20 protein-coding genes are annotated in these 26,896 nt (G+C 73.7%); 6 read left to right on the plus strand and 14 right to left on the minus strand.

The genetic code is table 11. The features are described from left to right. Window positions 1-28: 28 nt before the first annotated feature. The 5 genes from sucD to ACZ66Z_RS10730 form a co-directional block, all read right to left on the minus strand. Window positions 29-913, minus strand: coding sequence for a succinate--CoA ligase subunit alpha (gene sucD / locus ACZ66Z_RS10710; protein ID WP_190157390.1), 885 nt, complete (start codon window positions 911-913; stop codon window positions 29-31). Window positions 914-934: 21 nt separating this feature from the next. Continuing rightward, a complete protein-coding gene (gene sucC, locus ACZ66Z_RS10715) occupies window positions 935-2,113 on the minus strand; it encodes an ADP-forming succinate--CoA ligase subunit beta (RefSeq protein WP_469933629.1) in 1,179 nt (392 codons plus the stop codon). Window positions 2,114-2,557: 444 nt separating this feature from the next. Continuing rightward, window positions 2,558-3,712: a VWA domain-containing protein gene (locus ACZ66Z_RS10720; RefSeq protein ID WP_469933630.1), complete on the minus strand. Its 1,155-nt coding sequence runs from the start codon at window positions 3,710-3,712 to the stop codon at window positions 2,558-2,560. Beyond that, the gene (locus ACZ66Z_RS10725; protein WP_469933631.1) at window positions 3,709-6,153 is read right to left on the minus strand and encodes a DUF5682 family protein; all 2,445 of its coding nucleotides are present in this window, start codon (window positions 6,151-6,153) and stop codon (window positions 3,709-3,711) included. Before ACZ66Z_RS10725 ends, ACZ66Z_RS10720 begins: the two co-directional genes overlap by 4 nt. Beyond that, window positions 6,150-7,307: an ATP-binding protein gene (locus ACZ66Z_RS10730; RefSeq protein WP_469933632.1), complete on the minus strand. Its 1,158-nt coding sequence runs from the start codon at window positions 7,305-7,307 to the stop codon at window positions 6,150-6,152. The genes ACZ66Z_RS10725 and ACZ66Z_RS10730 overlap by 4 nt, the downstream gene beginning before the upstream one ends. A 244-nt stretch (window positions 7,308-7,551) precedes the next feature. Between ACZ66Z_RS10730 and ACZ66Z_RS10735 the strand changes: the two genes are divergently transcribed. Together ACZ66Z_RS10735 and ACZ66Z_RS10740 are read left to right on the plus strand one after the other, a co-directional pair. Continuing rightward, a complete protein-coding gene (locus ACZ66Z_RS10735) occupies window positions 7,552-8,898 on the plus strand; it encodes an SWIM zinc finger family protein (RefSeq protein WP_469933633.1) in 1,347 nt (448 codons plus the stop codon). 38 nt (window positions 8,899-8,936) lie between these two features. After that, entirely contained in the window at window positions 8,937-10,742 is a 1,806-nt protein-coding gene (locus ACZ66Z_RS10740; protein WP_469933634.1) for a DUF5691 domain-containing protein, read from the plus strand. Between the two features lie 155 nt (window positions 10,743-10,897). On the opposite strand, the gene ACZ66Z_RS10745 is transcribed toward ACZ66Z_RS10740, so the two are convergent. Continuing rightward, the gene (locus ACZ66Z_RS10745; RefSeq protein WP_469933635.1) at window positions 10,898-11,305 is read right to left on the minus strand and encodes a cobalamin B12-binding domain-containing protein; all 408 of its coding nucleotides are present in this window, start codon (window positions 11,303-11,305) and stop codon (window positions 10,898-10,900) included. A gap of 300 nt (window positions 11,306-11,605) precedes the next feature. Here ACZ66Z_RS10745 and ACZ66Z_RS10750 point away from each other — a divergent pair, with 300 nt between their 5' ends. Beyond that, the gene (locus tag ACZ66Z_RS10750) at window positions 11,606-12,397 is read left to right on the plus strand and encodes an esterase/lipase family protein (protein ID WP_469933636.1); all 792 of its coding nucleotides are present in this window, start codon (window positions 11,606-11,608) and stop codon (window positions 12,395-12,397) included. Window positions 12,398-12,619: 222 nt separating this feature from the next. Then, window positions 12,620-14,173 carry a M23 family metallopeptidase gene (locus ACZ66Z_RS10755; RefSeq protein WP_469933637.1) on the plus strand — a complete coding sequence of 518 codons (1,554 nt, stop codon included), beginning with the start codon at window positions 12,620-12,622 and terminating at the stop codon, window positions 14,171-14,173. An 84-nt stretch (window positions 14,174-14,257) separates the two neighbouring features. Here the strand turns inward: ACZ66Z_RS10755 and pcrA are convergent, their stop codons facing one another. Together pcrA and ACZ66Z_RS10765 are read right to left on the minus strand one after the other, a co-directional pair. Beyond that, complete coding sequence (pcrA, locus tag ACZ66Z_RS10760) at window positions 14,258-16,705, minus strand: DNA helicase PcrA (RefSeq protein ID WP_469933638.1); 2,448 nt, start codon at window positions 16,703-16,705, stop codon at window positions 14,258-14,260. Window positions 16,706-16,773: 68 nt separating this feature from the next. After that, complete coding sequence (locus ACZ66Z_RS10765) at window positions 16,774-17,127, minus strand: hypothetical protein (RefSeq protein WP_469933639.1); 354 nt, start codon at window positions 17,125-17,127, stop codon at window positions 16,774-16,776. A 343-nt stretch (window positions 17,128-17,470) separates the two neighbouring features. On the opposite strand from ACZ66Z_RS10765, the gene ACZ66Z_RS10770 reads away from it, so the two are divergent. After that, window positions 17,471-18,586 carry a C40 family peptidase gene (locus tag ACZ66Z_RS10770; protein WP_469933640.1) on the plus strand — a complete coding sequence of 372 codons (1,116 nt, stop codon included), beginning with the start codon at window positions 17,471-17,473 and terminating at the stop codon, window positions 18,584-18,586. An 8-nt stretch (window positions 18,587-18,594) separates the two neighbouring features. On the opposite strand, the gene ACZ66Z_RS10775 is transcribed toward ACZ66Z_RS10770, so the two are convergent. Together ACZ66Z_RS10775 and ACZ66Z_RS10780 are read right to left on the minus strand one after the other, a co-directional pair. Further along, window positions 18,595-19,311, minus strand: coding sequence for a LuxR C-terminal-related transcriptional regulator (locus ACZ66Z_RS10775; RefSeq protein WP_469933641.1), 717 nt, complete (start codon window positions 19,309-19,311; stop codon window positions 18,595-18,597). Then, window positions 19,308-20,570: a PspC domain-containing protein gene (locus ACZ66Z_RS10780; protein WP_469933642.1), complete on the minus strand. Its 1,263-nt coding sequence runs from the start codon at window positions 20,568-20,570 to the stop codon at window positions 19,308-19,310. The genes ACZ66Z_RS10775 and ACZ66Z_RS10780 overlap by 4 nt, the downstream gene beginning before the upstream one ends. A 156-nt stretch (window positions 20,571-20,726) precedes the next feature. Here ACZ66Z_RS10780 and ACZ66Z_RS10785 point away from each other — a divergent pair, with 156 nt between their 5' ends. Then, complete coding sequence (locus tag ACZ66Z_RS10785; protein WP_469933643.1) at window positions 20,727-22,067, plus strand: PspC domain-containing protein; 1,341 nt, start codon at window positions 20,727-20,729, stop codon at window positions 22,065-22,067. A 156-nt stretch (window positions 22,068-22,223) separates the two neighbouring features. On the opposite strand, the gene ACZ66Z_RS10790 is transcribed toward ACZ66Z_RS10785, so the two are convergent. The 4 genes from ACZ66Z_RS10790 to guaA all read right to left on the minus strand — a co-directional run bounded on the left by ACZ66Z_RS10790 (window position 22,224) and on the right by guaA (window position 26,881). Beyond that, the gene (locus ACZ66Z_RS10790; protein ID WP_469933644.1) at window positions 22,224-22,829 is read right to left on the minus strand and encodes a DoxX family protein; all 606 of its coding nucleotides are present in this window, start codon (window positions 22,827-22,829) and stop codon (window positions 22,224-22,226) included. Between the two features lie 91 nt (window positions 22,830-22,920). Continuing rightward, the gene (locus tag ACZ66Z_RS10795) at window positions 22,921-24,153 is read right to left on the minus strand and encodes a hypothetical protein (protein WP_469933645.1); all 1,233 of its coding nucleotides are present in this window, start codon (window positions 24,151-24,153) and stop codon (window positions 22,921-22,923) included. 186 nt (window positions 24,154-24,339) lie between these two features. After that, window positions 24,340-25,128, minus strand: coding sequence for a class II aldolase/adducin family protein (locus ACZ66Z_RS10800; RefSeq protein ID WP_469933646.1), 789 nt, complete (start codon window positions 25,126-25,128; stop codon window positions 24,340-24,342). A 151-nt stretch (window positions 25,129-25,279) separates the two neighbouring features. After that, window positions 25,280-26,881: a glutamine-hydrolyzing GMP synthase gene (guaA, locus tag ACZ66Z_RS10805; protein WP_469933647.1), complete on the minus strand. Its 1,602-nt coding sequence runs from the start codon at window positions 26,879-26,881 to the stop codon at window positions 25,280-25,282. Window positions 26,882-26,896: the final 15 nt, after the last annotated feature.

Below are 26,896 nucleotides of genomic sequence, written 5' to 3' on the forward strand. Positions count from 1 at the left end.
TGTCAGGCCGCTGTGCGTGTCAGCCCGTTCAGCCCGCGAGGATGGCGCGCGCCAGCTTGGCGGTCTCGGTCGGCGTCTTGCCGACCTTGACGCCGGCGGCCTCGAGGGCCTCCTTCTTCGCCTGGGCGGTGCCGGAGGAGCCGGAGACGATGGCGCCGGCGTGGCCCATGGTCTTGCCCTCGGGCGCGGTGAAGCCCGCGACGTAGCCGACGACCGGCTTGGTGACGTTGGCCTTGATGAAGTCGGCCGCGCGCTCCTCGGCGTCGCCGCCGATCTCGCCGATCATGACGATCAGGTCGGTGTCGGGGTCCGCCTCGAACGCCGCGAGGGCGTCGATGTGCGTGGTGCCGATGACCGGGTCGCCACCGATGCCGACGGCGGACGAGAAGCCGAGGTCACGGAGCTCGTACATCATCTGGTACGTCAGCGTGCCGGACTTCGAGACCAGGCCGATGCGGCCCGGCTTCGTGATGTCGCCCGGGATGATGCCGGCGTTGGACTGGCCCGGGGTGATGAGACCGGGGCAGTTCGGGCCGATGAGGCGGGTCTTGTTGCCCTTCTCGACGGCGTACGCGTAGAACGCGGCCGAGTCGTGGACGGCGATGCCCTCGGTGATGACGACGGCGAGCGGGATCTCGGCGTCGATCGCCTCGACCACGGCGGCCTTCGCGAAGGCCGGCGGCACGAAGAGGACCGAGACGTTGGCGCCGGTCTCCTTCATGGCCTCGGCGACGGTGCCGAAGACCGGGATCTCCGTGCCGTCGAAGTCGACCTTGGTGCCGGCCTTGCGCGGGTTCACGCCGCCGACGATGTTGGTGCCGTCACCGAGCATGAGCTTGGTGTGCTTCATGCCCGTGGCACCGGTCATGCCCTGGACGATGACCTTGCTGTCCTTGTTGAGGAAGATAGCCATGGCTGTGGTTTCCCCTGTCCCTTACTTCGCAGCCGCGAGCTCGGCGGCCTTGTCGGCCGCGCCGTCCATGGTGTCCACGCGCTGCACGAGCGGGTGGTTGGCGTCCGACAGGATCTTGCGACCCAGCTCCGCGTTGTTGCCGTCGAGACGGACGACCAGCGGCTTGGTGACCTCTTCGCCCTTCGAGGCGAGGAGCTCCAGGGCCTGCACGATGCCGTTGGCGACCTCGTCACAGGCGGTGATGCCACCGAAGACGTTGACGAACACGGACTTGACGTCCGGGTCGCCGAGGATGATCTCCAGGCCGTTCGCCATGACCTCGGCGGAGGCGCCGCCGCCGATGTCGAGGAAGTTGGCCGGCTTCACGCCGCCGTGGTTCTCACCGGCGTACGCGACGACGTCGAGCGTCGACATGACCAGGCCCGCGCCGTTGCCGATGATGCCGACCTGGCCGTCGAGCTTGACGTAGTTGAGGCCCTTGGCCTTGGCGGCAGCCTCGAGCGGGTTGGCTGCGGCCTTGTCCTCGAGCGCCTCGTGCTCGGGCTGGCGGAAGTCGGCGTTGGCGTCCAGGGAGACCTTGCCGTCGAGGGCGATGACCTCGCCGGAGGCGACCTTGGCCAGCGGGTTGACCTCGACGAGGAGCGCGTCCTCGGCGACGAAGGTGTCCCACAGGGTCACGAGGACCTCGGCGACCTTCTCGGCGACCTCGGCCGGGAACTCGGCCTGGGCGACGATCTCGCGGGCCTTCTCGATGTCGACGCCCTTGTTGGAGTCGACCGGCACCTTCGCGAGCTTCTCGGGGGTCGTCGCGGCGACCTCCTCGATGTCCATGCCGCCGGCGACGGACGCCATGGCGAGGAAGGTGCGGTTGGTGCGGTCGAGGAGGTACGAGACGTAGTACTCCTCGACGATCTCCGGAGCGGTCTCCGCGATCATCACCTTGTGGACCGTGTGGCCCTTGATGTCCATCCCGAGGATGTCCGTCGCTCGGGCGACGGCCTCGTCCGGGGTGGCGGCCAGCTTGACGCCGCCGGCCTTGCCGCGGCCGCCGACCTTCACCTGCGCCTTGACGACCGACTTGCCGCCAAGACGCTCGGTGGCCTCGCGCGCCGCCTCAGGCGTGTCGATGACTTCACCGGCCAGCACCGGTACACCGTGCTTGGCGAAGAGGTCCCTCGCCTGGTACTCGAACAGGTCCACGCGCGTCCGTCCCTTTTCTGATGATCGCGGTTCGTTGTCTGCGTGGGCGTGCCGCGAAGGGCAACGTGACTGCGCTGTCACAAGGGAGGCGTTCACGGAGTCCGTGGACGCGGCATGTCCGTCTCGCAGGTTATCCCCGTGGGCCGTGGGTCCCTAAATCGCAGATCACAACAGAGCGGTGATACGGGTCACAGAACGTACGGGCCGGGGGGCTGTGCGTAGGGGTGGCGGGACGGGCCCGGAGGCCCCTCGTGGCAGGCGGCGACTGGCCTGCGGGGTTCTCACGACGCGCCGGGGGTCGAGGTGAGGACCGCTCCGCCACCCGTGTGATATGGACCTCAGTCGGGTCGCGCGCGCCCGTGCGGGTGGTCCCGCGACGACGGATTCCGCAGCCCCGGCCCTCCGGCATCGGCCCTCCGACCCTCCGGTGTCAGCCTTCCGGTCTCAACCCTCCGGTATCGGGAGCGGGCGCTTCTCCAGGGCGGCCGCCATGATCTCCGGGAACAGGTCGGGGGTGCAGGCGAAGGCCGGGACGCCGAGCGCGGCGAGCGCCGCCGCGTGGTCCCGGTCGTACGCGGGGGCGCCCTCGTCGGAGAGCGCGAGCAGCGCGACGAACTGGACGCCGGAGGCCTTCATGGCCGCGACCCGCTTCAGCATCTCGTCCCGGATGCCCCCCTCGTAGAGGTCGCTGACGAGGACGACGACGGTGTCGGCGGGGCGGGTGATCCTCGACTGGCAGTAGGCGAGGGCGCGGTTGATGTCGGTGCCGCCGCCGAGCCGGGTGCCGAAGAGGACGTCGACCGGGTCGTCGAGCTGCTCGGTCAGGTCGACGACGGAGGTGTCGAAGACGACGAGGCGGGTCGCGAGCGACCGCATCGAGGCGAGCACCGCGCCGAAGACGGCGGCGTGGACGACGGAGGCGGCCATGGAACCCGACTGGTCGACGCAGAGCACGACCTCCTTCCTGACGCCCCGGGAGGCGCGCCCGTGGCCGACGAGCCGCTCGGGGACGACCGTGCGGTGCTCGGGCAGGTAGTGCTTGAGGTTGGCGCGGATCGTGCGGTCCCAGTCGATGTCCCGGTGACGGGGGCGGCTGATCCGGGCGGAGCGGTCGAGCGCGCCGTCGAGGGTGGCGCGGGTGCGGGCGGCGAGGCGCTTCTCCAGCTCGTCGACGACCTTGCGGACGACGGCCCGGGCGGTCTCCCGGGTCGTCTCGGGCATCGCCCTGCCGAGGGAGAGCAGGGTGCCGACGAGGTGCACGTCGGCCTCGACGGCCTCCAGCATCTCCGGCTCCAGGAGGAGGGCGGCGAGCCCGAGCCGGTCGATGGCGTCGCGCTGCATGACCTGGACGACGGAGCTCGGGAAGTACGTGCGGATGTCGCCGAGCCAGCGGGCGACGGAGGGCGCGGACGCGCCGAGCCCGGCCGAACGGTCCCGTCCGGTGCGGGGGCCGCTCCCGCCCGGGCGCTCGTAGAGCGCGGTGAGGGCTCCGTCCATGGCGGCGTCGGTGCCGGTGAGCGCCCGGCCGGTGCCGTCGGCCTCCCCTCCGCCCAGGACCAGCCTCCAGCGCCGCAGCCGCTCGTCGTCGGTGAGCGTCATGTGAGGGCCTCCGTTCCGGGGGTCGCGGGGGTTGCGGGGGTTGCGGGGATCCCGGGGGCTCCGAGGATGAGGTGGAGCAGCGGCAGCACGGCGTCCGCCCGCTCGGGGTCGGGTGTCGGGGCGAAGCCGGGCACGCCGGGCGCGGCGGGCCCCGGACCGCCGGCGCGGGGACCCCGCGCGACCAGCTCCCCGAGGGTGCGCCGCACGCCCTGCTCGTAACCGGAGAAGGTGCGCCGCAGCAGCGGCAGGACGTCGGTGAACGTCCCGGCCGGGACGGACGACAGCCAGGCGTCGACCAGTCCGAGGAGCCGCTCGTCGTGGACGAGGAGCAGCCCGCCGCCGGAGGCCCCGCCGACGAAGCCGTCGATCCAGGCGGCGGCGTCGGCGGGCGGGGTGCCGGGCGAGAGGGCGCGGCTCATGAGCAGGGCGGCCTCGCCGTCGTCGATCCGGCCCTCGTCGAGCAGCAGCCGGGCGGCCCGCCCCCGCAGGACGCCCGGTATCCGGTCGCGGTCGGCGAGCCGGCGCAGCACCCCGGCCCACCGGTCGACGAGGTCGGGGCGGTCCGGGAGGAGACCGATCGCCGTGTGGACGGCGTCGAGCCGGTCCCGCATCTGCGCGGCGGCGTCCGTGTCGAGTCCGGCGCAGGCGGGCGGCAGGCCGACGCAGATCCGCTCGGCGAGCCCGGCGGCGACCTCGCCGAGGGCCGCCGTGCCGGTGCCGCGGACGTCGCCGTAGCGCAGGGCGCGGGCCAGGGCCGGGAGGGCTTGCGCCAGGTGGGCGACGTCGGTGTCGAGCGCGGCCCGGTCGGCGAGCGCCCGCATGACGACCGGCAGCGCGTCCGTGAGTCCGGCGAGGAGGCACTGCTCGGCGAGGGCGGTGACGTCGCCGAGGGCGGTCGCCGCGAGGGCGCGGGACTCGGCCTTGGCGGTGGCGGCGGCCTCGACGGTGGTGCCCCAGACGCCGGCCTCGGCGACCTGGACGTGCAGCTCGGGCTCCCAGCGCAGCCGCCAGGTCTCCCGGAAGGTGCCGGTGCCGGCCCGCCCGGCGGCCGGCTCGCCCCAGTGGACGCCGAGGAGGCGCAGCCGGTGCAGCAGACGGCTGCGCTCGCCGTCGGTCTCCTTGCGGAGGTCGAGCACGAGCTCGCGCTCCTGGGCCTCGGGCTTGAGGCGCAGGGTGCGCCGGCGGCGGGCCAGATCGCGCTGGAGCGGCACGGCGGGGGCGCCGGCCGGCACCTCGCCGAGGACGTCGCCGACGACGAGGCGGTCGCGGACGAGGTCGAGCGGCACGTCGGAGCCCTCGCAGAGGACGGCGCGGACGGCGTCGGTCGTCTCGTCGAGGCCGGGGCGCGGGCGGCCGCGCAGGGCGGCGAGCGTCTCGGCGAGCCGGACGGCCTCGATGACGTGGGCGGAGGAGACGGGGTGGTCCTCGGCCCTGAGGAGCCCGGCGACCTTCGTCATCCAGCGCTCGACGGGCCGGTCGGGGGCGGCGAAGAGGTGTCCGTACCAGCCGGGCGCGTCGATTCCGGCGCCGTAGCCGGAACGGCGGGCGAGCCTGCGGTGGGTCCAGGGCACCCAGGTCAGCTCGGCCTTCGCCCGGGGCAGGCCCTTGAGGAGGGCCCTGTCGGCGGCGACGGTGGTCCTGCGGGTGAGGGCGGGCACGTGCCAGGCGCCGCAGACGACGGCGACGGAGTCCCCGAACTCCTTGCGGGCGGCGCGCAGCCGGAGCCGCATGTGCGCCTCGCGCACCAGGTCGCGGGGGTGGCCGCCGTGCCCGTACGTCTCGCGGAGGGCGCCCATGGCCTCGGCGAGGGCCTCGAAGGGGGCGGTGGGGTCGCCGTCCCCGCGCAGTTCGACGACGTCCTCCCACCAGCGCTCGGCGTCCTCGTACCCCGCGGCCCCGGCGAGTTCGGCGACCGGGTCGATCCGCGGGCCGCCGCCCGTGACCTCCTCCTCGTCCCTCCAGGTGGGGTCGGCGGCGGCGAGGGTGTGGGCGGCGGGCAGGTCGACGAAGCGGACGGCGGCGCCGTGGTCGAGGGCCCAGCGGATCGCGACCCACTCGGGCGAGAACGCGGCCATCGGCCAGAACGCGGCCCGCCCCGGATCGTCCACGGCGTGGGCCAGCAGCGCGACGGGCGGCCGCATGTCCGGGTCCGCGGCGAGCGCCACGAGGGCGTCGGCCTCGGCGGGCCCCTCGACGAGCACCGCGGCGGGCCGCGCCGCCTCCAGCGCCGCCCGCACCCCGCGCGCGGACCCGGGCCCGTGATGCCGCACCCCGAGCAGCAGGGGCTCCCCCCGCCGCCCACCGCTCCCACGAGGCCGGGAACCGACGCCCGGGCCCGGGGTGCCGGGGGCGGGGGCCGGGGACGCGACCGGCCCACGGGCCGTGTTCCGGGGCGGGTCCGGTGGGCGGGAGGTCCCCGGGACCGTGGCCGTGGACGTCATGCGCTCACCTCGCGGCAGGCGCGGTAGAAGTCCTTCCAGCCGTCTCTCTCCCTGACGACCGTTTCCAGGTACTCCTGCCAGACGATCCGGTCGGCCGCCGGGTCGCGGACGACCGCGCCGAGGATGCCGGCGGCGATGTCGCCGGGGCGCAGGACGCCGTCGCCGAAGTGGGCGGCGAGGGCGAGTCCGCCGGTGACGACGGAGATCGCCTCGGCCGTGGAGAGCGTCCCCGAGGGGGACTTGACCTTCGTCCGGCCGTCGGTGGTGACGCCGTCCCGCAGCTCGCGGAAGACGGTGACGACCCGGCGGATCTCGTCCACGCCGTCGGGCAGGGCGGGCAGTTCCAGGGAGCGTCCGAGCTGCTCGACCCGGCGGGCGACGATGTCGACCTCGTCCTCGGGGGTCGCGGGCAGCGGCAGCACGACGGTGTTGAAGCGGCGGCGCAGCGCGCTGGAGAGCTCGTTGACGCCCCGGTCGCGGTCGTTGGCGGTGGCGATCAGGTTGAAGCCGGGGACGGCCTGCACCTCCTCGCCCAGCTCGGGGACGGGCAGGGTCTTCTCGGACAGGATCGTGATGAGCGTGTCCTGCACGTCGGCGGGGATGCGGGTGAGCTCCTCGACCCGGGCGGTCATGCCCCGGGACATCGCGCGCATCACGGGGCTGGGGACGAGGGCGTCCCCGCTGGGGCCGTGGGCGAGGAGCCGCGCGTAGTTCCAGCCGTACCGGACGGCCTCCTCGGGGGTCCCGGCGGTGCCCTGGACGAGGAGGGTGGAGTCGCCGCTGACGGCGGCGGCGAGGTGCTCGGAGACCCAGGTCTTGGCGGTGCCGGGGACGCCGAGCAGGAGCAGCGCCCGGTCGGTGGCGAGCGTGGTGACGGCGACTTCCACGATGCGGCGCGGTCCGACGTACTTGGGCGTGACGACGGTGCCGTCGGGGAGCGTGCCGCCGAGGAGGTAGGTGGCGACGGCCCACGGGGAGAGGCGCCAGCGGGCGGGCCGGGGCCGGTCGTCGGCGGCGGCGAGGGCCGCGAGTTCGTGGGCGAAGGCGTGCTCCGCGTGCGGCCGCAGGGCCTCGGTGGCGGTCCGCGGCCGTCCCGGTCCGGTGTCCGTCTCGACACCGGAACCGGGCTTCGCGATGGTTTCGGGCACGGGCATGGCTCCCCCTCCAGATCGTTCGACCTGCTGTGCGATCCACCGTGCACCATGCCACTGACAATCGGATGTCACCGCAGGTCAGGACCGGTTGGAGAGGTGGGGGGAAGTCAGCCGGCGATCGACGATCGGCTCGACGCTCCCGCCGCCGACCTCGCACGTGACCTCACGCGCGGCCTCGCGGGTCTCGTTCGCTGAAACCGCCGGGTCGGGGACGTTGTCAGTGGCGGCCTCTACCGTCGACGACATGAATGCCATGGGGGTGCGTCGGACGGCGGAACAGGTGCTCGCGCTGGCACCTGACGAAGCGTCGCGCAGAGCGGGGAGCAAGCTCGGCACGGCCGGGCCCTGGTCGGAGACGGGGTGCGGCGACGGCGCCGTCTGGGGCCTGTGCAAGGGCAGCGGAAGCACGCCGTACCGGACGGTCGTCGACACCACGGGGCCCGCGTACTCCTGCGGTTGCCCCAGTCGGAAGTCCCCTTGCAAGCACGTGCTGGGCCTGCTGCTGCTCCGGGCGGCGGACGGGATCACCGCCGAGGGCTGCCCCGCGCCCGACTGGGCCGCGCAGTGGATCACCGCGCGGCGCGGCCGGACCGCGAGCGCGGACCCCCGGGCCGGGGAGGGGACCCCGGGGGCGACGGCGGATCCGGAGGCGGCGCGCCGCAGGGCCGAGCGCAGGGCGGCCCGGATCACCTCGGGCGCGCGGGAGTTGGAGCAGCGGCTCGCCGATCTGCTGCGCGGCGGCCTGGCGGTGGCCGGGCAGGCGGGGTACGGCCTGTGGGAGGAGACGGCGGCCCGCATGGTCGACGCCCAGGCGCCGGGGCTCGCCGGACGGGTCCGGGAGCTGGGGGCGATACCGGGGTCGGGGCCGGGCTGGCCGGTGCGGCTCCTGGAGGAGTGCGCGCTGACGCACCTCCTCGACCGGGCGTGGCTGGCGACGGACCGGCTGCCCGCCCCGTTCGCGACGACGGTACGGACCCGGGTGGGCCTCCCGTCCCCGGCCGACGGCGCCCCGGTGCGCGACCACTGGCTGGTCCTCGCGCAGTACGACGCGGCCGACGCCCGGTTGACGACCCGGCGGATCTGGCTGCACGGCACCACGACCGGGCGCACCGCGCTCCTGCTCTCCTTCGGCGCGGCGGGCCGGGCACCGCAGCTCGCGCTCCCCGTGGGCGCGCTGCTCGACGGCGAGTTGACGCCGCACACCGGCTCGGGGCAGGTGCGGGCGGAGCCGGGCGAGCGGTTCGTCCCGGTCGCGGGCCCCACCGCCCCGCCGGCGGGCGGCCCGGTCGGCGCGGCGCTCGACGCGTACGGTCGCGCGCTGGGCGGGGACCCGTGGCTGGACGCCTGGCCCGTGACGCTGGGTCAGGTCGTACCGGTGCGCGCGGAGTACGGCTGGCAGCTCGCCGACGCCGACGGCCGCGAGGCGCTGCCCCTGACGCCCGCCGCCCAGTCCCGGCCCGGCCTCTGGCGCCTGGTCGCCCTGTCCGGCGGCGCCCCGGTGACCGTCTTCGGAGAGGTCGGGCACCGGGGGTTCGCCCCGCTCGCCGCCTGGTCGCCGGAGACCCCGGGCGAGACGGTCCCCCTCATATGACGTCCGGCCACCGCGCACCGACCCACCGGAGGAGCCCGATGGACACGACCGCGACCGCCCCCGCCGCGCCGGCCGGGGGGACGACCGCCGACGACAGGGCGTCCGCCCCGTCCTGGGAGGAGCTCGTCAGCTCGGCGACGCTGGGGACGGACCGTCGGTCTCCCTCCGCGCTCGCGGGCTCCGTCGCGCCGCAGGACCTGCCGGGTGCCCTGCTCGACGCCGCCGCGCTGCACACCGTACGGCGCAGGGCGGGGCTGCGGCCCGGACCCGCCGCTCCCCTGCCGGAGCCCGCTCCGGAGGATCCGCGCGCGCCGCTGCCCGAGGCCGCCCGGCTCCGTCTCGACCAGCTGCTCGCCGACCGGGCCGCGCCCTCGCCCGCCGGGCGGCGGGGAGCCGCCCCCGACCTGGCCGAGCTGCTCCCCCAGTGGCTGGCCCTCGCCGACCGGCACGGCTACAAGGCGCCGGCCGCCGCCCTGCCCGCGCTGCTCGACGCGGCCAGGGCCCGCACCGACCTGCGCCCCCAGGCACTGCGTCTGGCGGGTCCGCGCGGCCTGTGGCTGGCCCGGTTCAACCCCGAGTGGAGGTTCGCCCTCCGGGGCCGGGGCGCGAGCGGCCGCCTCCCGTCCCCGAAGGACGCCGAGGGGGTCCGCGCACTGTGGGACGAGGGCCTGTTCGCCGAGCGGGTCGCCCTGCTCACCGCCGTACGGAGCGAGGACCCGGCCGCCGGTCTCGCGCTGCTCGCCTCGACCTGGTCCACCGAGCGGGCGGAGGACCGGCTGATGTTCCTGGACTCGCTGCGGGCCGGGCTCTCCGACACCGACGAGGAGTTCCTGGAGGAGGCCCTCGACGACCGCAGCCGCAACGTCCGGGCCACCGCCGCCGAGTTGCTCTCCGCCCTGCCGGCCTCCGCGCTCGCGGACCGGATGGCGGCCCGGGCTGCCACCTGCGTCGGCCTGGACCGGACGGCCCCGACGCCGACGATCACCGTCGAGGCCCCGCACGAGTGCGACGCGGCGATGCGGCGGGACGGACTGGTGGCGACGCCTCCGGCGGGCCGGGGCGAGCGCTCCTGGTGGCTGGGCCAGCTCGTCGAGGCGACGCCGCTGCCCTCCTGGCCGGCCAGGTTCGGGGGACGCGGCCCGGAGGAGATCGTGGCGCTGCCGGTCGCCGACGACTGGCAGGGCGAACTGCACGCGGCCTGGTGCCGGGCCGCCGTGCGACAGCGGGACCCGGCGTGGTCGCGCGCGCTGCTCGGGTCCCCGGCCGTCCCGCCCGCGACGGGCCCCGGCACCTCGTCCCTGGCCGAGCGCGCCCAGCTCCTGTCGACGCTGCCCGTGGAGGAACGGGCCTGCTGGGTCGCCTCGTTCGTCTCGGCCCACGGGCTGTCGGAGGCGTTCCAGCTGCTCGGCGTCTGCACCGTCCCGTGGGCGGAGCCGCTCGGTGTCGCGGTGATCGACGCGCTCGACATCGCGCGCGAGGCGGGCAGTTACCCGTGGAGCTTCAGTGGGGTGATGGGCCTGGCGGAGCGCTGCCTCGCCCCGGAGGCGGCGCACCGGCTGGAGGCCCTGACGGCCCGCCCGGACGAGTCGGAGGACAGCTCCCCCGGCGCGGGCGACTACTGGACGGAGGCCTTCCAGCGCCTGGTCTCCACGCTCCGGCTCCGCGCCACGATGCACGCCGAACTCACCCCGCCCCCATCCCGAGCCCCCTCACCGCCGCCCGGTTCCGTAACGACGCCCTCATCCGCCCGCGTACCGACGCCCGCCCCCGTACCGACGCCCGGTTCCGTACCGACACCCGCATCCGCCCCCGCCCCCGGTCCCGTACCGACGCCCGGCTCCTGAGGGGGGCGGCCCGGTCGGCGACCGCCGGGAAGGCGGCCGTGGCGGCCCCCGCCGAAGGCGGCCCGGTCGACCGGCGCGCCCCGGGACGCCGACGGGGCCCGTCAGAGAGGGCCCCGTCGGTGAAGGCGCGGGCTCAGGGCGCGCCGCGCGGCGGACTACGCGGCGGCGCGGACGTTCGCGTTCACCCACGCGACGATGGACGCGGTCGTCGCGCCCGGCGTGAAGATCTCCGCCACGCCCTTCTCCTTGAGCGGCGGGATGTCCGCGTCGGGGATGATGCCGCCGCCGAAGACCTTGATGTCCTCCGCGTCGCGGTCCTTGAGCAGTTCCAGGACCTTCGCGAACAGCGTGTTGTGCGCTCCGGAGAGGATCGAGAGGCCGATCGCGTCCGCGTCCTCCTGGATCGCGGTGTCGACGATCTGCTCGGGGGTCTGGTGGAGCCCGGTGTAGATGACCTCCATGCCCGCGTCGCGGAGCGCCCTCGCGATCACCTTGGCTCCGCGATCGTGGCCGTCGAGACCCGGCTTGGCGACGACCACACGGATCGGACCGCTCACACCCATCACTGCCTCCACATGCGACCCCCGCGCCTGACTGCCGGGGAGGTGAACGAACGTTGTCCCCAGCATCCTGCACCGGGCTGTTTCGCGATGCCGCCCGAGGGGGAAATCACACATTGGGACATGTTCGCTCTGCGCCGTCCCCGCTTTCGGGCCCTCCTCCTGGGCCCACCAGCCGCGAGCGGGGCCGGTCGCGAAGGGAGCCGCGACGAGGTCGCCGCGCCCGTGCCGCCGTCCGGGCGGTGCGATGCGCGGAGGACCGGGCGTACCGTTCGGCCCCGCGTGCCGTTCGGGAGGCCGGCCATGGAGCTCGCCAAGGTCACCGCCCTCATGAAGGCCACCGCGCTGGAAGTCGCGATCCTCACCGGCCATCTCGTCCTCTACCCGTCCGGGATCGTCGCCGAGCGGCTCTCCCCCGCCCAGCCGCCCACGACGACCGCCTCGGGCAACCGGCCGGTGATCCTCCTGCACGGCCTCGTCGACAACCGGTCGGTCTTCGTCATGCTCCGTCGCTCCCTCCTCCGGCACGGCCGTGACTGCGTCGAGTCGCTCAACTACTCCCCGCTCATCTGCGACCTGCGGACCGCCGCCGAGCTGCTGGGCCGCCGGGTGGACGAGGTCCGCGCCCGCACCGGACACGCCGAGGTCGACATCGTCGGGCACAGTCTGGGCGGGCTGATCGCCCGTTATTACGTACAGCGACTGGAAGGCCACTCCCGGGTGCGCACCCTGGTCACGCTCGGCACCCCGCACGCGGGCACCACGGTGGCCCCGCTCGCCGACGCGCATCCGCTGGTGCGGCAGATGCGGCCCGGTTCGGAGGTCCTGCGGGAGCTCGCCGGGCCCGCGCCGGGCTGCCGGACCCGGTTCGTGAGCTTCTGGAGCGAGCTGGACCAGGTGATGGTGCCGGCGGAGACCGCCCGTCTCGACCATCCCGACCTGCTCGTGCACAACGTGCGGGTGAGCGGCATCGGCCATCTCGCGCTGCCCGTGCATCCGACGGTGGCCGTCGGGGTCCGGGAGGCCCTCGACGCGGGCGGTCCGGTGGCCGTCGGAACGCGGGAGGAAGGACCCGGCGCCACCTCCGTCGCCTGACCTCACGGCACCGTTCTTCGAACGTTCATCGAACACAAGGCCAAAGCTCTCCACGCGACCTGGCAAAACGCGACCGATTGCCCGTTTCCTACAGGCCCAAACCCCTCCGAAGATTGTCCGCCGCGCATACCGCCGGGTACAGTCGCGCCACTGCTTACCCCCGGGACACCCCTCACGGGCCCGCCCCGGACTGGTCCTGCTGCCGAGGCGAGAGAGACGTTGGTGAACGACCAGCACCCCAACGCCGGGTACGTCGGCGACGGCGCCCACACCACCGGCAGTTTCGCCATCGACCCGCTGTTCGGCGCCTACCCCGACGGTCAGGCCGACCACAGCGGCCAGTGGGACCTCGGCCCGTACGCGGCCACCGGCACGTACCCGACGACGGGGCAGTACGACACCACCGGGCAGTACGACACCACGGGCCAGTGGGAGACCACGGGCCAGTGGACCGCCGCCGGCTCCTACGAGACCACCGGCGCGTACGAGACCACCGCGACGCAGTACGACACCACCGGACAGTGGGACGCCTCCGCCTGGACCGAGGCCCAGCACACCGGCCAGTACGAGACCGCCCACACCGGCGCGTACGCCGCCCAGGGCACGTACGGCTACGAGGCCTACGACGCCACCGGCCAGTGGGCCGCCCCCGCCTTCGCGACCGAGACCGGCACCTTCGACGCGACCGCGTGGAACCACGCGACCCCGGAGCCCGAGCCGGTCGTACCCCAGCAGTACGCCCCGCAGGCCGAGCACACGGCCGAGTTCGCCTTCGAGTACGTCCCCGCAGAGCACGAGGAACACCGGGAACACCAGGGACTCGTCTCCGACGAGACCTACGAGGCCGACGGGGCCTACGACCCGGCCGGGGCCGACGCCGGAGCCCCGGAGGCCCTCGACGGCGAGGACGCCGAGGACGAGACCCACGGCCACGACGAGCCGACCGCAGGACCGGCCGTCGAACTCCGTACGGAGCCGCCCCTCGCCGGCCGCCCCGTGCGCCGCGCCCCCGGCGGCAGCCGCGGCCGTCGCCGTACCCCCGCCAAACGGTCCGCGCTGCTGACCGTCGCCGTCCCCTCCGCCTGCGTCATGGGCGTCGCCGGCATCGCCGCCGCCTCCGTCGGCGGTCTCACCGGCTCCACCACGCCCGGCGGGCAGAAGGACGACACGACCGCGCTCGCCGCCGCCGACCCGGCCTCGGTCGAGCAGGTCGCCGCCAACAGCGCGCTCGACACCCAGCTCGCCGCGCTCAGCGCCGACGCCCGTGACTTCGGCGACCGCGCCAGCCGCACCCAGGAGCGCATCGACCTCCGCGCCCGCCAGGCGGCCGAGAAGAAGAAGCGCGAGGAGGAGGCGGCCCGCAAGGAGGCGCTGCGCCCCAAGTACCTGCTGCCGGTGAAGCTGCACCAGCTCAGCGCGCGTTTCGGCCAGGCCGGCGTCAACTGGATGTCGTTGCACACCGGCATCGACTTCCCCGTGCAGTACGGCACCCCCGTCATGGCCGCCACCGACGGCACCGTCCGCACGCAGTGGAACAGCGCCTACGGCAACATGGCGATCGTGACCTCCCCCGACGGCACCGAGACCTGGTACTGCCACCTGAGCAGCACCAAGATCCGCTCGGGTTACGTCAAGGCCGGCGACGTCATCGCCTACTCCGGCAACTCCGGCAACTCCACCGGCCCGCACCTCCACTTCGAGGTCCGGCCGGGCGGCGGCTCCGCGATCGACCCGCTGCCCTGGCTGCTGAGCCACGGCCTCAACCCGCTCGGCTGAGCTCCCGTACGGGAAGCACCCACGAGAAGCACCCACGAGGAGGGCCCCGGCGGATGACGCCGGGGCCCTCCTCGTACCGTCCGGCTACAGCTTCTCGACCGGCGCGTACCGCAGGAGCAGCCGCTTCGGCTTCTCGTCGCCGAAGTCGATCGTCGCCTGGGCGTCCCCGCCGTCGCCCTGCACCGCCATGACCGTGCCGAGGCCGAACTGGTCGTGCGTGACCCGGTCTCCGACCTTCAGGGAGATGACCGGCTTCTCGCCGGCGCGCCGGGTGGCGAAGCCGGAGGGGCCGGAGCGCGAACGGGAGGACGAGAGCGAGGAGGTGATCCCCGAGGTCGGCCCGGCGGGCTTGGCCATCGGGCCGGTCCGCTTCCACTCCAGGTACGCGGGCGGGATCTCCTCCAGGAAGCGCGAGGCCGGGTTGTACGAGGGCTGGCCCCAGGCGCTGCGCATCGACGAGCGGGTGAGGTAGAGCCGCTCACGCGCGCGCGTGATGCCCACGTACGCCAGGCGCCGCTCCTCCTCCAGCTCCTTCGTCTGCCCGAGGGCGCGCATGTGCGGGAAGACGCCGTCCTCCATGCCGGTGAGGAACACCACCGGGAACTCCAGGCCCTTGGCGGTGTGCAGGGTCATCAGGGTGATGACGCCCCGGCCCTCCTCGTCCTCGTCGGGGATCTGGTCGGAGTCGGCGACGAGCGCGACCTGCTCCAGGAACTCGGCGAGGGTGGCGGGCTCCTCGCCGCGCTCCTGCTCGAACTCCAGGGCGACAGTGGCGAGTTCCTGGAGGTTCTCGATGCGGGTCTCGTCCTGCGGATCGGTCGAGGCCTGGAGCTCGGCCAGGTAGCCCGTCCGCTCCAGGACGGCCTCCAGGACGACGGCGGGGCCGGCGCCGGACTCGACGACCGTGCGCAGTTCGTCCATGAGCGCGTTGAACCGCTTCACGGCGTTCGCCGAGCGGGCGGCCATGCCGTACGCCTCGTCGACCCGCTTGAGGGCCTGCGGGAAGGTGATCCTCTCGCGCAGGGACAGGGCGTCGATCATCGCCTCGGCGCGCTCGCCGATGCCGCGCTTGGGGACGTTGAGGATGCGGCGCAGCGGGACGTTGTCCTCGGGGTTGGCGAGGACGCGCAGGTACGCGAGGACGTCCCGGACCTCCTTGCGCTCGTAGAAGCGCACGCCGCCGACGACCTTGTAGGGCAGGCCGACGCGGATGAAGATCTCTTCGAAGACGCGGGACTGGGCGTTGGTCCGGTAGAAGACGGCGACGTCCCCGGCCTTGGCCTCGCCCGCGTCGGTGAGCCGGTCGATCTCGTCGGCGACGAACTGGGCCTCGTCGTGCTCGGTGTCGGCGACGTAGCCGGTGATCTGCGATCCCGCGCCCGCGTTCGTCCACAGGTTCTTGGGGCGGCGGGACTCGTTGCGCTCGATGACGGCGTTGGCCGCGGAGAGGATCGTCTGGGTGGAGCGGTAGTTCTGCTCCAGGAGGATCGTCGTCGCGTCCGGGTAGTCCTCCTCGAACTGGAGGATGTTGCGGATGGTCGCGCCGCGGAAGGCGTAGATCGACTGGTCGGCGTCGCCGACGACGCACAGCTCGGCCGGGCCGAGGTCCTCGTAGCCGGTGCCGACGAGCTCGCGCACCAGCGTGTACTGGGCGTGGTTGGTGTCCTGGTACTCGTCGACGAGGACGTGGCGGAAGCGACGCCGGTAGTGCTCGGCGACGTCGGGGAACGCCTGGAGCAGGTGGACCGTCGTCATGATGATGTCGTCGAAGTCCAGGGCGTTGGCCTCGCGCAGCCGCGCCTGGTACATCCGGTACGCCTCGGCGAGCGTCTTCTCGAAGCCGTCGACGGCCTGGTCGGCGAAGGACTCCTCGTCGATCAGCTCGTTCTTCAGGTTCGAGATCTTGGCGCTGAACGACTTCGGCGGGAACTTCTTCGGGTCGAGGTCCAGGTCCCGGCAGACCAGTGCCATCAGCCGCTTGGAGTCGGCGGCGTCGTAGATCGAGAAGGAGGAGGTGAAGCCGAGCTTCTTCGACTCGCGGCGCAGGATGCGGACGCAGGCGCTGTGGAAGGTCATGACCCACATCGCGTTGGCCCGCGGTCCGACGAGCTGCTCGACGCGCTCCTTCATCTCGCCGGCGGCCTTGTTCGTGAAGGTGATCGCCAGTATCTGGCCGGGGTGGACGTGCCGGGTGCCCAGGAGGTGGGCGATGCGGTGGGTGAGGACCCGGGTCTTGCCGGAGCCGGCGCCGGCGACGATGAGCAGCGGGGTGCCCGTGTGGACGACGGCGGCGCGCTGCTGCTCGTTCAGCCCCTCCAGGAGCGCGGCGGCGTCCACGACGGGCCGGGGGTGGCCGTCGCGGTAGTGCGTCTCCCGGGCGGGCGGGGGCGCGTCGAAGTGCTCCCCGAAGAGGTCGTGCGGGACCTCCTCCGCGGCCGGGGAGCCGTGCTCGTCGTCCTCGGGGTGGGGCGGGGGCTCCTCCGAGTGGTTCTGGAGGCCGGCCAGGAAGCTGTCGTCAAAGAGGCTGCTCATCGCCTCACGAGTCTAGGACGCCCCGCCGACATCCGGGTCCGCCTTCGGGACGGAGGTTGTGGAAGGGCTCACACCCAGAGGGTCGCGATGAAGATGTTCGCCGTGGTCAGGCCGCCGACGGCGGCGAAGAGGCCCTTGTCGACCCGCTCCTCGTCCCGCTTGACGTAGACGAGGCCGAGGATCACGACGAGGATCGCCAGCTTGATGCCGATCTTGAGGTTGTTCGGAGAGTGGTCGTCGGCCTGGTTGAGTCCGACGAGCGCGACGCCCGTGATCAGCATGGTCAGCGCGCCGTGCAGCATCGCGGGGCTGAAGCGGGCCGTACCCGCGCCCATCGCCTTCATCTGGGTGAGGAAGCCGCCGAGGAGGGAGGCGATACCGATGATGTGCAGGGCGACGAAGACATTGATGAGTACGTCCATGGGGCGGAGCCTAACCGGGGCCTTAGCACCGCTCTCCGGCCGGGTCCACTCCCCCCGCCGCTTCGGTCGGACAGCCGCCGGAATGACCCCGACCCCTCCCCCCGGACGAAAGAAACCGGTCCCGACACATCAACCGCCGTCAATAGCGGTCAACTCCTCGTCCGGCCGTGACCCCAGGATTAGCGTCCTCCACCAGGTGACCGGCTCCCCACCTCCGCCGGTGTTCCGGCGGCGTCGGTCACCCCCGCCGAGAAAACCCGGCGGCGGTCCGTCTCCCCTGTGCGGCCCGCCGCCGGCCCGGCGGGCACCGGCCCCCTCAGGGAAGAGGATGTGACCCGCCCTCGTGGCAGCGCACCGGAAGTCCAAACAGTCCCCGCTCGGCGCCTCGGCGGTCCGCACCGCCGCCACCCTCGCCCTCGCCTCCGCGGCGACGGCGACGCTCTTCGAAGGGTCCGGCCACGCGGACCCCCGGCCCACCACCGCCCAGGTCAGGGCGAAGGTCGACCGGCTCTACGAGGAGGCCGAGGCCGCCACGGAGCGGTACAACGGGGCGAAGGAGAAGGCCGACGAGGCGCGCGCCGCCTTCGACCGGCTGCGCGACGAGGCCGCCCGCAGGACCGAACGCCTCAACACCGCCCGGGACGCGCTCGGTTCCATGGCCGCCGCCCAGTACCGCTCCGGAGGGCTCGACCCCGCGGTCCAGCTCGCCCTCACCTCCGACCCCGACCAGTACCTGGAACGGGCCGCGCTCGTCGAGAAGGCCGGGGACCGCCAGGCGGCCGCCGTCACGGCCGTACGGCACGAGCTCTCCGCGATCGGGCGGCTGCGCGGCGAATCGGCGGGGAAGCTGACCGCACTGCGCGGGCACGAGGCGGAGCTGCGACGGCAGAAGGCCGTCGTCGTCGGCAAGCTGGCGGAGGCCAGGGCGCTGCTCGCCCGGCTGACCGAGGAGGAACGCGCGCGGTACGAGGCCGCCGCCACGGCCCGGGACGGCTCCGGCGCCTCGGCCCGGACCGACGCCCCGAGCCGTACGGGCACGTCCGGCGCCTCCCCGACGGTACGGGCCGACCGCTCCTCGGGCGGCGAGCGCGAACCGGTCACCGCCCCGGACGGACGGGCCGCCGAGGCCGTCTCCTTCGCCCGCGCCCAGCTCGGCAAACCGTACGTGTGGGGAGCGACGGGCCCCTCCGCCTACGACTGCTCCGGTCTCACCCAGGCGGCCTGGCGCGCGGCCGGTGTCTCCCTGCCCCGCACGACGTACACCCAGATCAACGCCGGCCGACGGGTCTCCCGCTCCCAGCTCGCCCCCGGCGACCTGGTCTTCTTCTACTCCGGGATCAGCCACGTCGGGCTCTACATCGGTGGCGGCCAGATGATCCACGCCCCCCGGCCCGGCGCCCCGGTGCGCATCGCCCCCGTCGACGAGATGCCCTTCGCCGGGGCCACCCGGATCGGCTGAGCCCCCGCTCAGACCAGACGGCGGGCGGTGGCCCAGCGGGTCAGCTCGTGGCGGTTGGAGAGCTGGAGCTTCCGCAGCACCGCCGAGACGTGCGACTCGACCGTCTTCACCGAGATGTAGAGCTGCTTGGCGATCTCCTTGTACGCGTACCCCCGGGCGATCAGCCGCAGCACCTCGCGCTCCCGCTGGGTGAGCCGGTCCAGGTCCTCGTCCACCGGCGGCGCGTCCGTCGAGGCGAAGGCGTCCAGGACGAAGCCGGCGAGGCGCGGCGAGAAGACGGCATCGCCCTCCTGGACCCGGAAGATCGAGTCGACCAGGTCGGTCCCGGTGATCGTCTTGGTGACGTAGCCGCGGGCGCCGCCCCGGATCACCCCGATGACGTCCTCGGCCGCGTCCGACACCGACAGGGCCAGAAAACGGACCGGGTCCTCGGGCGCGCCCATCAGGCTCGCGCAGCGCCGCAGCACCTCGACCCCGCCGCCCCCCGGCAGGTGCACGTCGAGGAGGACGACCTCGGGGCGGGTCGCGGTGATGACCGTGACCGCCTGGTCGACGTCGGCGGCCTCACCGACCACCTCGACGCCGGTGACCTCGGTCCGGCCGATCTCGGCCTGCACCCCGGTGCGGAACATCCGGTGGTCGTCGACGAGCACCACCCGCACCCGGCGCTCCGCGCCCGGCGCCCCCGCATCGGTTCCGGTCGTCGCTCCGGTCTCGTCGCTCATCCGTCCGCCCTCTCCATCTCGAGCTCCACTTCGGTGCCCCCGCCCTGCGGTGATCTCAGCCGGGCCGTGCCGCCGTTGCGCTGCATACGGCCGATGATCGATTCTCGTACGCCCATCCGGTCCTCGGGCACCGAATCCAGGTCGAAGCCCGGCCCCCGGTCCCGCACCGAGACGAAGACCGTACGCCCCTCCACCTCGGCGTACACCTGCACGGCCCCGCCCTTGCCACCGTACTTGGCGGCGTTGACCATCGCCTCGCGCGCGGCCTGGATCTGCGCGGTCAGCTTCTCGTCGAGCGGGCAGTCCCCGACGACGACCACCTCCAGCGGGACCCCGTGCTTGTCCTCGACCTCGGCCGCCGCTCTCTTCACCGCCTCCGCGAGGGTCTCGGGCTCCTCGTCCCTGCCGGTGCCCTCGGGCTTGTAGAGCCAGTTCCGCAGCTCGCGCTCCTGCGCGCGGGCGAGGCGGCGCACCTCGCCGGGGTCGTCGGCGTTGCGCTGGATCAGGGTCAGGGTGTGCAGCACGGAGTCGTGGACGTGCGCCGCGACCTCGGCGCGCTCCTGGGCGCGGATGCGCATGGTCCGCTCGTCGTTGAGGTCCTGCGACATGCGGACCAGCCAGGGGCCGGCGAGGAGCGCTATGCCGGTGAGGACGGCGACGCCGGCGGTGACCGCCGTGCCGAGCTGGGCGACGGAGCCGCGGACCACCAGGAAGACCGCGAGACCGGTGCCGACGAGACCGACGCCGACGAGACCGCGGACGAGCTGGAACGCGCGCCTGCGGTGCCCGGGATCGGTCCAGCTGGCCCGGCGGGCGTTGTCCGCCTGTCTCCAGACGAGGACGACGCCGACGGCGATGAGGATCAGCGGCCATATGTAGCGTCCGGTCTCGTTGTCGACGCTGACGTTCCCGACGAGGGCCGCGAGGCCGATGCCGAGCGCGATCAGGGCGACGACCTGGCCCCGGTCGGGCTTGCGCAGTCTGCGGCGGCCGTCCGAGGTGGTCTCGAAGAGGGAGCGCGGGGCGGACCTTCCGCCGACGCCGAGCGGGACGACGATCCAGAAGACCGCGTAGAGCACGATGCCCAGGCCGCTCGAGAACGACAGCACCACGAAGAGCGCGCGCACCCAGACGACCGGCAGGCCGAGGTGGCCCGCGAGGCCGCGCGCGACACCGCCGAGCCACCGCCCGTCGGCGCTCCGGTAGAGCCTGCGCACGGGCGGTTCGTCGGTCTCGGTGACACGAGCGGTTGCGGACATGCACCGATCGTCACACGTTCGGCCCGCCCCGGACATCAGGGTCGGCCCTGAGATCGTCCCCGGTACGGGCTCGGGGGCGAAGGCCCCGTGAATATCAGGGTCGGGCCAGGGTCGGACCCGGTGCCGCAGGACGTCACGGGCCGTCACCATGGAGGCATGACGAGTTCGATGCCTTCGCAGCACGAGGCCCCGCCGGGGGCGGAGGCCGATCCCGCACCGCCGCTCCGGCGCTCGCGCGGGAGCAACGTCGTGGGCGGCGTCTGCGGAGGTCTCGGGCGGCGCTTCGACCTGGACCCGGTGATATTCCGGGTGGTGATCGGCGTGCTGTCGGTGACGGGCGGCCTGGGGCTGGTGTTCTACGGCTTCGCGTGGCTGCTGATCCCGCTCGCGGGCGAGGAGGAGAGCGAGGGACGCGGGCTGCTGACGGGACGGGTGTCCGGGGCTTCCCTGGCGGCCCTGCTGATGGCGCTGATCGGCTGCGGGATCTTCCTGTCGACGCTGCACAGCGGGGAGTTGCTGGGCTTCACGCTCACGCTGTCGCTCGCGGTGGGCGGGGCGGCGGTCTGGTCGCAGCGTCGGCGGGTCGGCGGCGAGGCCGAGGGCAGAGCGGACGCGGCGGCCGTCCTCGCGGTCGCCGAGGCGCCGCCCGAGACCAAGGCGCCGCCGCTCGTCGAGTTCCCCTCCTGGTGGAAGGACCCGATCGTCAAGGACGGCTCGACGGGCAGGATCGCCGTCGGCTACCTGTGGGGTCCGCACGGAATCCTGGACGAGGGCGGCCGGGTGAACGGCGAGGTGCCGAAGCCGGGCAGTCAGTGGGGCCCGGGACCATCGGCTCCCGGGCGTCCGACGCCCTCGGTCCGCCTGAGCCCGGTCTCCATCGGTGGACTCGTCCATCTGTTCGCGGTGATCGCGTCCGTCGTCGGTGTCGCTCTGACCTGGGAGACGCACCCGCTGGGCACCAGCCTCCAGATCGGGCTGGCAGCCGCGCTCGCGGTGTTCGGCCTGGGTCTCGTCGTCAGCAGCTTCCTCGGACGGACCGGTTTCGGCACGGTCTTCCTGACCGTGATCACGGCGGGCCTGCTGGCCCTGGCGACGGCGCTGCCCGACCGGATCACCACGGACTGGGTCCGCGAGACCTGGCGGCCCGCCTCGGTCGCCGCCGTGCGGCCGGACTACGAGCTGGGCACCGGGGTCGGCACGCTCGACCTGTCCCGGCTCCCGCTCCCGGCCGGCACGACGGCGACGACACACGTCGAGGTGGGCGCCGGGCGGATCAAGGTGATCGTCCCGAAGAGCGCGGTGGTGAAGCTGCACGCCCAGGTGGGTCTGGGCGATCTGCAGCTGCCGGGCGCGCCCGCCGACGACATCGACATCTCGCCGGACCGTGACGTGACCCGGACGCTCACCCCGCCGGCCGGGACCGCCCCGGCGGGCACCCTGGACCTCTCGCTGGAGGTCGGACTCGGACAGGTGGAGGTCACCCGTGCTGCTTCATGAGTTCCGCCCCGGCCGGCTGCTCGTCGGCCTGACCGCCCTCGCCGTGGCCGCGGCCTACGCGGGTGACGCCGCAGACGCCTGGACGACCCCGTGGTACGCGGCGTTCCCCGTGCTCGGCGGCGGTCTCGGCACCGCCGCCCTCGTGACCTGGGTCGCCTATCGAATACGGCGTCGTTCGGCGAGGAGCCGGTCCAGCGAGAGCACCGGGGCCCCGGCCAGCAGCAGCGGGAGCCAGGACATCAGATAGGCCAGGTCGTTGCCGAGGTAGTACGGGTGCACCTGCCAGCTCACGGTCAGCCAGAGGCTCAGCGAGATCAGTGCGCCGCCGAGCGCCGCCAGTCGGGCGAAGAGACCGAAGAGGGTCCCGAGACCGACGGCGAGCTCGCCGAAGGCGATGGCGTACCCGAAGCCGGCCGGGTTCTTGAGGGCGAGGTCGACGAGGGCGGGGATCGCGGAGCTGTCGCGGACGCCGCGCATCATCTCGCCGATGGAGCCGCTGCCCGTGGCGGCGAAGAAGCCGGAGTCGGTGAGCTTGTCGAGGCCGGCGTAGATGAAGGTGACCCCGAGGAAGATCCGCAGCGGAAGGAGGGCGTAGCGGGAGGCGGTGGCCTTCCACACGTCGAAGGTGGCCCTCCGCTCGGCGGGACGCCCGCCCGCCTCACCCGGGTCGCCGGTGCCGCCGGGCCCTCCCCGACCGCCGGTGGGGCCGGTGCCGCTCGGGTCGTCGCCCGTGTCGTGCGGTCGGTTCGTCTGTCCCGTCATCGTCGGTCACCTCTCCACGCCCCGGACGACTGCTCGCGGAACGATTCTCCTCGCACCAGGCGCCCAGGACACGGGAAGGGGGCCCGGACGTTCAGTCCACGACGTCGATCGTGACCCGGTTGGTCTCCACGCCGGCCGCCGTGACGACCGAGACCTCCACCCGGCCCGGTTCCACGTCCGCCGGGAGGGGGACGGTCAGGGCCGCGTCGGTGGGGTTGGCGAAGCCGCCCGGGACCGGGACCAGCGGCACGTGGGCGTGGACGGGGCCGATGCGGACGACCAGACGGGTCAGCGGGTCGGGGGCACCGGCGCCGGGCGGGACGAAGCCGCGGCCGCGGATCTCGATGTCGTCGCCCGTACGGATCGGGGCGTCGAGGTCGCCCGCCTCCCGGGACCGGACCACGGAGTGGATCGTGGGACGGACGCCCTCGGTGGCCTTCGCGGCGAGGTGCCAGGCCGCCGAGACGCCGACGAGCAGCACGAGGGACCAGGGCACCCCGGGGAGCCGGTCGGGGTCGCGGGCCAGACCGACGGCGGCCAGGGCGAGGACGGCGCCGGAGACGAGGAGGTACTGCACGTCGGCGAGGGCGGCCCGGCCGCTGTCGTCGCAGACCAGGTCGGCGGCGCGCGGACGGTCGGCGCGCACCTTCTGGAGGCGTCCGGCCGCGGTTCCCAGGACGACGACGAGACGGGCGGTGACGGTGACGGAGGCGACGAGGGCGAGGACGGTCAGCAGACCGGCGCCCCGGGCCAGGGCGAAGGCGGTCGCGCCGGGCGACCGGAAGGCCAGGAAGAGGAGGGCGAAGCCGAGGAGCAGCAACCAGCCGGCGGCGACGGCGCGGGTGGTGGAGAGCCGGTTGTCCTCGCCGATCAGCGGGGCGAGGAGGCCGCCCCGGGCACGGTGGGCGTGGGCGGCGGCGCTGAGGAGGACGGCGAGGACCAGGGCGGTGCAGAGGCCGGCCGTGCGGGCGCCGGTCCAGCCGCCGCCGACGGCGGTGAGTGCCTGACCGAGGAGGAGGGCGAGGACCGCGCCCCAGACGGCGCCGAGACCGCCGCGGCGTACGCGGTCGAGCCGGGCGAGCCCGGCTTCCCGACCGCGCACGGCCACCGCGCGGGCGGACTGGGCGAGCTCGTCGGAGACCCACTGGCGGGCGGCGACCGGGGAGTGGGCGACGGCGGCGGGGACGCCGTGTCCGGCGGCGAGCTCGTCGCGCCGGGCCAGGAAGGCGGCGACGGCGCGCCGGTGCCCGGCCTGCCCGCAGTGGGCGCAGCCGGTACAGGCCGTCGCGTGCTCGCCGTACTGTCTCGCCCCTTGAACCGCCACGGTGCTCACTCCCGAGCTCACTTCACGGCCCGCTTCGATGCGTACCGGAGCGCCTCGAAGGGCCAACCAGCCGTTGATTCAACGGAATTGTGCCGTACCGACGACTCTCGCGCCCGCCGCGCGCGCCCCGCCGGAGAGTGATTGCCGCGTCATCCCATTGACGTACAGAAGGGTGAAGCGATGGTGTTACGACAGGAGTTCGGGGTCCGTTCGACTGATCCTGCGCCACAGGGGCTGGTAGTTGATCCAGGCGACGAGGTCGCTGCCGAGCTGTTCCCGGGTGGCGACCGCCTCGCGGTGGTCGATGAGCACCGGCTTGCCGGCCGCTCGTGCGGCGAGCTGCACCCGGGCGCAGCGTTCGAGGGCGATGAACCACCAGGCGGCCGCGTCGACGGAGGTGCCGACGGTGAGCAGCCCGTGGTTGCGGAGCACGATCGCCTTGAAGGTGCCGAGGGCGACGGCGATCCGGCGGCCTTCCTCGGCGTCCACGGTGACGCCGGTGTAGGCGTCGTAGAGGGCGTGGTCCTGGTAGAAGGCGCAGGCCTCCTGGGTGATCGGGTCGAGGAGTTCGCCGAGCGCGGCGAGGGCCCGGCCGTGGACGGAGTGGGTGTGGGCGACGGCGACGGCGTCGGGCCGGGCGCGGTGGACCTGGGCGTGGACGGTGAAGGCGGCCTGGTTGACGTGGTGGCCGCCCCGGAGGACCTGTCCGTCGCCGTTGACGAGGATGAGGTCGCTCGCGGTGAGCTCCTCGAAGGGGGCTCCGAAGGGGTTCACCCAGAAGCAGTCGGGGTGTTCCGGGTCGCGGGCGGTGATGTGGCCCGAGACGCCCTCCTCGTACCCGAGCCGTCCGAAGAGCCGGAGCGCGCCGGCGAGCCGCTGCTTGCGGTGGGTGCGTTCCTCCTCGGCCGTCGCGTGGACGGGCGGCAGGGCGAAGTGGAGCCGTTCGACGGGGACGGGGTCCGGTATCACGCTCATGCGCCGGAAGGTAACGCCCGGCCGGTCAAGTCACCAGAGCCCGGACGGACCTCCCGACCGGGAAGCGGTGAGTCGGGAAGCCGTGGGCGGGAAGCGGCGAGGCCGCCGTCCCGGGGTGCGGGACGGCGGCCTCGTGCGCGTGCGGGAGGGGTCACTCCCACTCGATGGTGCCCGGCGGCTTGCTCGTGACGTCGAGGACGACACGGTTCACGTCGGCGACCTCGTTGGTGATGCGGGTCGAGATCTTGGCGAGCACCTCGTAGGGCAGGCGCGACCAGTCGGCCGTCATGGCGTCCTCGGAGGAGACGGGGCGCAGCACGATCGGGTGGCCGTAGGTGCGGCCGTCGCCCTGGACGCCCACGGAGCGGACGTCGGCGAGGAGGACGACCGGGCACTGCCAGATCTCGCGGTCGAGGCCGGCCGCGGTGAGCTCCTCGCGGGCGATGGCGTCGGCCTCGCGCAGCAGGTCCAGGCGCTCCTTGGTGACCTCGCCGACGATGCGGATGCCGAGGCCGGGGCCGGGGAACGGCTGGCGCTGGACGATCTCCTCGGGCAGGCCGAGCTCCTGGCCGACCATGCGGACCTCGTCCTTGAAGAGCTGGCGCAGCGGCTCGACGAGCTCGAACTCCAGGTCCTCGGGGAGGCCGCCCACGTTGTGGTGGGACTTGATGTTGGCCGTGCCCGTGCCGCCGCCGGACTCGACGATGTCCGGGTAGAGCGTGCCCTGGACGAGGAAGGCGACCTCCTCGCCGTCGGCGGCGCCCTCGGCGACGATCTCGGCCTGCGCCTGCTCGAAGACGCGGATGAACTCACGGCCGATGATCTTGCGCTTGGTCTCCGGGTCGGAGACGCCGGCGAGGGCGGTGAGGAAGCGCTCCTGCGCGTCGACGACCTTCAGCTGGACGCCGGTGGCGGCCACGAAGTCCTTCTCGACCTGCTCGGTCTCGTTCTTGCGCATGAGGCCGTGGTCGACGTAGACGCAGGTGAGCTGCGAGCCGATGGCCTTCTGCACGAGCGCGGCGGCCACGGCGGAGTCGACGCCGCCGGAGAGGCCGCAGATGGCGCGCTTGGTGCCGACCTGGGCGCGGATGGCCGCGACCTGCTCCTCGATCACGTTGCCCGTGGTCCAGCTGGGCTCGATGCCGGCGCCGCGGTAGAGGAAGTGCTCGAGGATCTGCTGGCCGTGCGTGGAGTGCAGCACCTCGGGGTGGTACTGGACGCCGTACAGCTTCTTCTCGTCGTTCTCGAAGGCGGCGACCGGCACGACGTCCGTGGAGGCGGTGACGGCGAAGCCCTCGGGGGCGGCGGAGCAGGCGTCGCCGTGCGACATCCACACGGACTGCTCGACCGGGGTGCCCTCGAAGAGGGTGGAGCCGGCCTTGGAGACGTGCAGCGGGGTCCGGCCGTACTCGCGGGCGCCGGTGTTGTCGACGGTGCCACCGAGGGTCGTCGCCATCAGCTGGAAGCCGTAGCACATGCCGAAGACGGGGACGCCCGCCTCGAAGAGGGCGCGGTCGAGGCGGGGGGCGCCCTCGGCGTACACGGAGGACGGGCCGCCGGAGAGGATGATCGCCTTCGGCTTCTTGGCCAGCATCTCGGCCACCGGCATGGTGGACGGGACGATCTCGCTGTAGACCCGCGCCTCACGGACGCGACGGGCGATGAGCTGGGCGTACTGGGCGCCGAAGTCGACAACGAGGACTACGTCCGGGTTGGAGACGTCGGGCGCGGCAGCGGGAGTCGCTGATGACACTACGGCGGCCTTCCG

It is taken from the genome of Streptomyces sp. NPDC107498 (genome assembly GCF_055582805.1).

Excerpts from the sequence above, each read along its gene's own strand:
- sucD (WP_190157390.1), bottom strand. The coding sequence starts at position 913 with ATGGCTATCTTCCTCAACAAGGACAGCAAGGTCATCGTCCAGGGCATG.
- ACZ66Z_RS10720 (WP_469933630.1), bottom strand. The coding sequence starts at position 3,712 with ATGACGCTCACCGACGACGAGCGGCTGCGGCGCTGGAGGCTGGTCCTG.
- ACZ66Z_RS10725 (WP_469933631.1), bottom strand. The coding sequence starts at position 6,153 with ATGACGTCCACGGCCACGGTCCCGGGGACCTCCCGCCCACCGGACCCG.
- ACZ66Z_RS10730 (WP_469933632.1), bottom strand. The coding sequence starts at position 7,307 with ATGCCCGTGCCCGAAACCATCGCGAAGCCCGGTTCCGGTGTCGAGACG.
- ACZ66Z_RS10735 (WP_469933633.1), top strand. The coding sequence starts at position 7,552 with ATGAATGCCATGGGGGTGCGTCGGACGGCGGAACAGGTGCTCGCGCTG.
- ACZ66Z_RS10740 (WP_469933634.1), top strand. The coding sequence starts at position 8,937 with ATGGACACGACCGCGACCGCCCCCGCCGCGCCGGCCGGGGGGACGACC.
- ACZ66Z_RS10745 (WP_469933635.1), bottom strand. The coding sequence starts at position 11,305 with ATGGGTGTGAGCGGTCCGATCCGTGTGGTCGTCGCCAAGCCGGGTCTC.
- ACZ66Z_RS10750 (WP_469933636.1), top strand. The coding sequence starts at position 11,606 with ATGGAGCTCGCCAAGGTCACCGCCCTCATGAAGGCCACCGCGCTGGAA.
- pcrA (WP_469933638.1), bottom strand. The coding sequence starts at position 16,705 with ATGAGCAGCCTCTTTGACGACAGCTTCCTGGCCGGCCTCCAGAACCAC.
- ACZ66Z_RS10765 (WP_469933639.1), bottom strand. The coding sequence starts at position 17,127 with ATGGACGTACTCATCAATGTCTTCGTCGCCCTGCACATCATCGGTATC.
- ACZ66Z_RS10775 (WP_469933641.1), bottom strand. The coding sequence starts at position 19,311 with ATGAGCGACGAGACCGGAGCGACGACCGGAACCGATGCGGGGGCGCCG.
- ACZ66Z_RS10780 (WP_469933642.1), bottom strand. The coding sequence starts at position 20,570 with ATGTCCGCAACCGCTCGTGTCACCGAGACCGACGAACCGCCCGTGCGC.
- ACZ66Z_RS10785 (WP_469933643.1), top strand. The coding sequence starts at position 20,727 with ATGACGAGTTCGATGCCTTCGCAGCACGAGGCCCCGCCGGGGGCGGAG.
- ACZ66Z_RS10790 (WP_469933644.1), bottom strand. The coding sequence starts at position 22,829 with ATGACGGGACAGACGAACCGACCGCACGACACGGGCGACGACCCGAGC.
- ACZ66Z_RS10800 (WP_469933646.1), bottom strand. The coding sequence starts at position 25,128 with ATGAGCGTGATACCGGACCCCGTCCCCGTCGAACGGCTCCACTTCGCC.